Origin of the sequence: Shimia sp. (assembly GCF_041624275.1) — a bacterium.
In the GTDB taxonomy this organism is placed as follows: Bacteria; Pseudomonadota; Alphaproteobacteria; order Rhodobacterales; family Rhodobacteraceae; genus Shimia.
Map to the genome: position 1 here is coordinate 1 of NZ_JBFJVE010000168.1, position 6834 is coordinate 6834.

Below are 6834 nucleotides of genomic sequence, written 5' to 3' on the forward strand. Positions count from 1 at the left end.
CCCGCGTCGAAGTGATGACTCCGGACAGAATGTTGGCTCCGGACATAATGGCGATGAACCTCGTGCCCTATATGCGGGCGCTTCAGGACAAGGATACGCTGTTTACCGTGGCCCGCCGGCTGCTGGATGTGACCCGTGATGGCAATATGCTGAAAGCGACGATCGGCACCGATTACAGCGATCTTGTGACCGAGCAGACCCACGATCAGGTGGTGGTGAACTACGGCACCCTGCCGCTGGCCGATCTCTATTTCGATCTGAAACCCATGTCCTCCAACCTTGGCGAGGTGGACTATGACGCGCTGATCGACGGCGACAGGCAATCGGTGGCGCGCAACCCCGAAGGCGCCTTCCAGCTGTTCCGCATCGGCGACGCGGTCAGCGCCCGCAACACCCACGCGGCGATCTACGACGCGTTGCGGCTGATGAAGGATTTGTGATGCGGATCGGGGTGTTAGGCACCGGCACCATTGCCTCGGCGGTGGTGCGCGGCATCGCCGGAGACGGCCATGAGATCACCGTTTCGACACGCGGCGCGGCGCAATCGGCGGCGCTGGCGGCGGCCTTCGACAATGTCGCGGTCGCCGACAATCAGGCGGTGCTCGACCAGAGCGACGTGATCTTTCTCGGCCTCATGGCCGGGGCCGCCGAGGCGGTGCTGGGCGGCCTTGCCTTCCGCGCCGATCAGCAGGTCATCAGCTTCATGGCCGGGGCTCCGCTGGCGCGGGTGCAGGCGCTGGTTTCCCCGGCGCAGGCACGGGCGATCATGATGCCCTTTCCCGGCATTGCCCAGGGCGGATCGGCGGTGATCGCGCAGGGGGAAACCGCCCTGATTGAGGAGGTTTTCGGGCATAATAACAATGTGTTCGAGGTTAAGGATAATGCGGAGCTTGAAGCCTATCTCTGTGCTCAGGCGGTGCTGTCTCCGGTGGCGCGCATGGTCGAAGAAGCGGCGCTCTGGCTGGGGTCGCGGGTCGCGGATGCCGACCAGGGCGAGGCCTTTCTGCGGCAGCTCGTGGCCTCCAGCCTCGGCGCCTCTGCCTGCGCGCCGCTGCTCGCGGCGCTGAACACGCCGGGCGGTTTCAACCAGCGTCTGCGGCGCCACATGGACGACAGCGGCAGCGGCGCCGCGCTGCGCGCCGGGCTCGACAGTCTGGAGCGTGACGGATGACCCTGAAACATGTCTTCACCCCGGTGCAGCTGCGCCACAGGACGCTGAAGAACCGCATCGTCTTCGGCGCCCATACCACCAATATGGCGCAGGACGGCCTGCCCGGCGACCAGCATCTGGCCTATTATCTGGAACGCGCCATCGGCGGCGCGGCGATGATCGTCGTCGAGCCGATGCCGGTGCATGCCGCCGCGGTGCTGACCCGGGGCAATTTCCGCCATTCCAGCGATGCGGTGATCCCGCATTTCGCGCGGCTGACCAAGGCCTGCAAGGCCGAAGGCGCGGTGATGATCCAGCAGCTCTACCATGTCGGCGCCCATGGCGACTGGGACAATTCATGGCACGCGAACTGGTCGCCTTCGGGCGGGCCCAGCTATCACGACAATGACGGCAGCCACATGATGTCGGCGGCCGAGATCGAAGAGACCATCGAGGGTTTCGTTCAGGCGGCGGTGCGCTGTCAGAAAGCCGGCTTTGACGGGGTCGAGGTCTGGGCCGCCTATCACTGCCTGCTGGATCAGTTCTGGACGCCGTTTTCCAACACCCGCAGCGACGAATGGGGTGGCTCGCTCGACAACCGCACCCGGCTCTCGCGCGAGATCATGGCCCGCATCCGCGCTGCCTGCGGCGAGGATTTCATCATCGGTCTGGCGATCAACGACGATGCCGACAAGCCGGTCTGCCTTGGCCATGACGAGATGGTCGAGATCGTGGCGCTGCACGACCGGCAGGGGCTGATCGATTACGTCACCGTCGGTTCGGGCAGCTATTTCGACTTCTACAAGCTGCTGCCGAGTTTCCAGTACCCCGAGAACCTCGGTGTCGATCTGGCGGCGCGGCTGAAGGCGGCGGATCTGACGGCGCTGGTCACCGCCGAGGCCAATATCCGCACGCCTGAGAATGCCAATACGGTGCTCGGCGCCGGGCAAAGCGATCTGGTGGCGCTGGTGCGCGGCCAGATTGCCGACCCGCATCTGGTGGCCAAGGCCGAGGCCGGGCGCACCGACGACATTCGCGGCTGTCTCAGCTGCAACCAGCAATGCTGGGGGCGGCGCGGGCGCGACTATTACATCTCCTGTCTCATCAACCCCTCGGCGGGGCATGAACACCTCTGGGGCGGCGACCGGTTCACCCCGGCACAGACCCCAAGGACGGTTCTGGTGGTCGGCGCCGGGCCGGCCGGGCTCGAGACCGCGCGGGTGGCGGCCGAGCGCGGCCACCAAGTGACCCTGATCGAGGCCTCAAGCGCCCTCGGCGGCCAGTTCCGGCTGGCCGGCCTGCAGCCCCGGCGGGCGCAGATCGGCGATCTCATCGCATGGTACGAGCGGCAACTGGCGCGGCTCGGGGTCGAGATCCGCTACAACAGCTATTTCGGCGCCGAAGAGATCGCCGCTTTCGGTGCCGATGCCGTGGTGCTGGCCACCGGGTCACTGCCGGCGGAAACCGGCTTTCAAAAGGCGCTGCCCCATGTCGCGGAACTGCCGGGCATGGCGGCGGGCAATGTCTGGTCGACCGAGGATGTCATGGGGCGGGCGGCACGGCTGGGTGAGCGGGTGATCCTGCTCGACGAGGGCGGCCACTGGAAGGGCATCGGCACCGCCTGGCACCTGGCCGAGGCCGGCCACCGCGTGACCATCGTCACCCCCGACGCGATGATCGGCCGCGAATTGCAGCGCTCGGCCACCGATTTCCCGGCGCGGCAAACGCTGGCCCGGCTGGGGGTGGAGTTCGTCACCGAAAGCGCCGTGTCCGAATGGAGCGGGCAGGGCGCCGAGGTGATGTCGCTCCTGACCGGGGAGAGCCGGCAGATCGCCGCCCAGTCACTGGTTCTGGCCACCGGGAACCGCGCCGACCCGGAGCTGGCGCAGGAACTGGGGGCGCTGGGGCTGACGGTGCGGCTGATCGGCGACGCCAATGCGCCGCGCCTTGCGGCGGCGGCGATCTACGAAGGGCGCAGGGCCGGTCTTGATCTCTGAAGAAACGGCCCCGGTGGCGCAAAAGCGCCGCCGGGGCCGCAAGGGCGATCAGGCGAAAGCCTGCAACCCGGTCTGGGCGCGGCCCAGGATCAGGGCGTGCACGTCATGGGTGCCCTCATAGGTGTTCACCGTCTCGAGGTTGACCATGTGGCGGATGACACCGAACTCTTGGCTGATGCCGTTGCCGCCGTGCATGTCGCGGGCCAGGCGGGCGATCTCCAGCGCCTTGCCGCAGTTGTTGCGCTTGATCATCGAGATCATTTCGGGCGCGGCATTGGCTTCGTCCATCAGCCGTCCGACGCGCAGCGCCGCCTGCAGGCCAAGGGTGATCTCGGTCTGCATGTTGGCCAGCTTCAGCTGGAACAGCTGGGTCTGGGCCAGCGGCTTGTTGAACTGCTTGCGGTCAAGCCCGTATTGGCGCGCCCCGTGCCAGCAGAACTCGGCCGCCCCCATGGCGCCCCAGGCAATGCCATAGCGGGCCCGGTTGAGGCAGCCGAACGGCCCCTTGAGACCGGCCACATTGGGCAGCAGCGCCTCTTCTCCGACGGCCACATTGTCCATCACGATTTCGCCGGTCACCGAAGCCCGAAGGGAGAGCTTGCCTTCGATCTTCGGTGCCGTCAGGCCCGGCGTTCCCTTGTCGAGAACAAAGCCTTTGATCTGCCCGCCGTGGGCCTCGGACTTGGCCCAGACGACGAAGACGTCGGCGATCGGGCTGTTCGAAATCCACATCTTGGCGCCGTTCAGCACATAGCCGTCCGCGGTTTTCTTGGCGGTGGTCTTCATGCTGCCCGGATCCGAGCCGGCATCGGGCTCGGTCAGGCCGAAACAGCCGATCCATTCGCCGCTGGCCAGTTTCGGCAGGTATTTCTGGCGCTGTTCCTCGGTGCCATAGGCATAGATCGGGTACATCACCAGCGAGCTCTGCACCGACATCATCGAGCGATAGCCGCTGTCGACGCGCTCGACCTCGCGGGCCACCAGACCATAGGTCACATAGCCGGCGCCGATGCCGCCGTATTCCTCGGGGATGGTGGTGCCCAAGAGGCCCATCTCGCCCATTTCGCGGAAGATCTCGGGGTCGGTGTGCTCGTCGGCGAAAGCGGCGGTGACGCGCGGTTGCAGCTTTTCCTGCGCATAGGCGCGGGCCGAATCGCGCACCATGCGCTCATCTTCCTCAAGCTGGGTCTCGATCAGGAAGGGATCTTCCCAGTTGAACGAGGAAAGCGCCGGGTTGTCTTTGGGTTTGAGAGCCATGAGATGTCCTGTCACGTCAGAGGGGCCGAGACTCGGCCATGAATTTGAATCATGTCTAACTTGCATTGATGGCGGAAAAAATGGATATTTGCGCAATAAAACATTCACAACGGGAATGATATGAAAGCCTCGCGCCGCTTCACCCCCGCCCTGCCGACGCTCTCCGCCTTCGAGGCGGTGGCCCGGCTCGGCTCGGTCACCAAGGCGGCGGCCGAGCTGAACCTGACCCAGAGCGCGGTCAGCCGCCAGATCCAGCGGCTCGAGGCCGAGACCGGCACCGCCCTGTTCGAGCGTCAGCGCAAGCGGTTGCAGCTGACCCCGACCGGGGCCCGCTATGCCCGCGAGATCCGCGCCGCGCTGACCCGGATCACCAATGCCACTTTCGCGTTGCAGGCCAACCCCGATGGCGGGGTGCTGAACCTCGCGATCCTGCCCAGTATCGGCACCCATTGGCTGGCGCCGCGCCTGTCCGGCTTCTTCGAGGCCCATCCCGGCATCACGCTGAACATGTCGACCCGCACCGATGCCTTCGATTTCGCCTTCGAGAGTTTTCACGCCGCGATCCATTTCGTGCGCCGCTCCTGGCCCGGCGAGCGGGCGCTGAAACTGCTCGACGAGCAGATGGTGGCGGTGGCGACGCCGGCGCTGCTGCAATCCGGCCCGGTGGCCGACCTGCCGCGCCTGCAACTTGAGACCCGCCCCTATGCCTGGCGCGAATGGACCCGGGCCAACGGCTGGCCCGACGAGGGGCGCCCGGTGATGAGCCTCGACCAGTTCGCCACCATGCTGCGCGCCGCCCAGTCCGGGCTCGGGGTGGCGCTGATGCCCGACTATCTTGTCGAGGACGAGATCGCCCGCGGCACCCTGGCCGAACCGCCGGGGGTGGCGCGGGTGCGCATGGGCACCTATTTTCTGGTCTGGCCCGAGCAGAACGCCGACTACCCGGCGCTGACCGCCTTTCGCGGCTGGCTCGCCGAGCAGACCCGCGTGCCAGAGGTGCCGGCAACTGTCTGATTGCAATTCCGGCAAAAGTGACAAACTCTGGGAACAGAATGTCGCACCATCAATCTCGCCGGAGGATCGCCATGGGTGATCGCAGTGAAATCCGCTTTGTCCTCAACGACAGGGACATTGCCCTCTCTGACTGGGGCGCCTCGCGCAGCCTGTTGGATTTCCTGCGGCTCGACCAGCGCCTGACCGGCAGCAAGGAGGGCTGCGCCGAGGGCGACTGCGGCGCCTGCACGGTGCTGGTCGGGCGGCTGCACCACGACGGGCTGCGCTACGAGACGGTGAATGCCTGCATCCGCTTCCTCGCCTCGCTCGACGGCTGCCACGTGGTGACGATCGAACATCTGCGCGGCCCCGGCGGGGCGCTGCACCCGGTGCAGGCGGCGATGGTCGCCGCCCATGGCAGCCAATGCGGCTTCTGCACGCCGGGCATCGTGATGTCGCTTTACGCGCTGTGGATGGAAGGGCCGGCCCCCGACATTGCGCGGATCGAGACCGCGCTTCAGGGCAACCTCTGCCGCTGCACCGGCTATGCGCCGATCATTCGCGCCGCCGAAGAGATGCACCGCCACGGCGGCCCCGAGGCCGATATCCTGATCCGCGAACGCGAAACCATGACCGCCCGGCTGCGGGCGCTGAAGGACGGCCGGCGGGTGGTGACCGGCCCCGAAACCGACCGCGCGATCATCCCGGCCGATGTCGACGATCTGGCGGCGATCCTGACCGCGCAGCCCGAAGCGACGATCGTCGCCGGCGCCACCGACGTCGGGCTCTGGGTGACCAAGGCGCTGCGCCCCATCGCCCCGGCGGTGTTCGTCGGCGCGCTTGACGGGCTGAAGACGATCGAGGCCGGGTCCGAGTCCGAGTCCGAGTCCGAGTCCGGGGCCGGGGCCGGGTCCGGGGCCGCCGCGATCCGGCTGGGGGCGGGGGTGACCTATTCCGAGGCCGAAGCGGCGTTGACCGCCGCCTTTCCGCATCTCGCCGACTACTGGCGCCGCATCGGCGGCTGGCAGGTGCGCAACATGGGCACCATCGGCGGCAATATCGCCAATGGCTCGCCGATCGGCGACACGCCGCCGGTGCTGATCGCACTGGGGGCGTCGATCACCCTGCGGCGCGGCGACCGCCGCCGCGCGCTGCCGCTTGAGGATTTCTTCATCGACTATGGCCGGCAGGACCGCGCCGCCGGCGAATTCGTCGAAAGCATCACCATCCCGCGCAGGCAGGGCGACTGGCGCCATGCCGCCTACAAGATTTCCAAGCGCCGCGACGAGGATATCTCCTCGGTGGCGGCCGGCTTCGCGCTGCGCCTCGAGGACGGGGTGATACGCGAGGCGCGGCTGGCCTTCGGCGGCATGGCGGCGACGCCGAAACGCGCCGCCCAGGCCGAGGCGGCGCTGCGCGGGCAGCGCCCCGACGCCG

General features: G+C 67.2%; 5 protein-coding genes and 1 pseudogene. 5 read left to right on the plus strand and 1 reads right to left on the minus strand.

What is annotated here, in order from left to right; translation table 11 throughout:
• The 3 genes and pseudogenes from ABZD10_RS12315 to ABZD10_RS12325 all read left to right on the plus strand — a co-directional run.
• Nucleotides 1–440 (plus strand): annotated as a pseudogene (locus ABZD10_RS12315) (N-methylproline demethylase); the annotation flags it as partial.
• The gene (locus ABZD10_RS12320) at nucleotides 440–1171 is read left to right on the plus strand and encodes an NAD(P)-binding domain-containing protein (protein ID WP_372886867.1); all 732 of its coding nucleotides are present in this window, start codon (nucleotides 440–442) and stop codon (nucleotides 1169–1171) included. The pseudogene ABZD10_RS12315 and the gene ABZD10_RS12320, both read left to right, overlap by 1 nt.
• Entirely contained in the window at nucleotides 1168–3147 is a 1980-nt protein-coding gene (locus ABZD10_RS12325; RefSeq protein ID WP_372886869.1) for an FAD-dependent oxidoreductase, read from the plus strand. Before ABZD10_RS12320 ends, ABZD10_RS12325 begins: the two co-directional genes overlap by 4 nt.
• Before the next feature lie 48 nt (nucleotides 3148–3195).
• Here ABZD10_RS12325 and ABZD10_RS12330 read toward each other — a convergent pair whose 3' ends face one another.
• A complete protein-coding gene (locus ABZD10_RS12330; RefSeq protein ID WP_372886871.1) occupies nucleotides 3196–4404 on the minus strand; it encodes an acyl-CoA dehydrogenase in 1209 nt (402 codons plus the stop codon).
• A gap of 120 nt (nucleotides 4405–4524) precedes the next feature.
• On the opposite strand from ABZD10_RS12330, the gene ABZD10_RS12335 reads away from it, so the two are divergent.
• Nucleotides 4525–5418: a LysR substrate-binding domain-containing protein gene (locus tag ABZD10_RS12335; protein ID WP_372886873.1), complete on the plus strand. Its 894-nt coding sequence runs from the start codon at nucleotides 4525–4527 to the stop codon at nucleotides 5416–5418.
• 71 nt (nucleotides 5419–5489) lie between these two features.
• Nucleotides 5490–6834: xanthine dehydrogenase small subunit (xdhA, locus tag ABZD10_RS12340; RefSeq protein WP_372886875.1), on the plus strand; the 1345-nt coding region annotated here is incomplete at its 3' end.

What these genes read in the sequence shown, in the direction of transcription:
- ABZD10_RS12320 (WP_372886867.1), top strand. Translation starts at nt 440, where the DNA reads ATGCGGATCGGGGTGTTAGGCACCGGCACCATTGCCTCGGCGGTGGTG.
- ABZD10_RS12325 (WP_372886869.1), top strand. Translation starts at nt 1,168, where the DNA reads ATGACCCTGAAACATGTCTTCACCCCGGTGCAGCTGCGCCACAGGACG.
- ABZD10_RS12330 (WP_372886871.1), bottom strand. Translation starts at nt 4,404, where the DNA reads ATGGCTCTCAAACCCAAAGACAACCCGGCGCTTTCCTCGTTCAACTGG.
- ABZD10_RS12335 (WP_372886873.1), top strand. Translation starts at nt 4,525, where the DNA reads ATGAAAGCCTCGCGCCGCTTCACCCCCGCCCTGCCGACGCTCTCCGCC.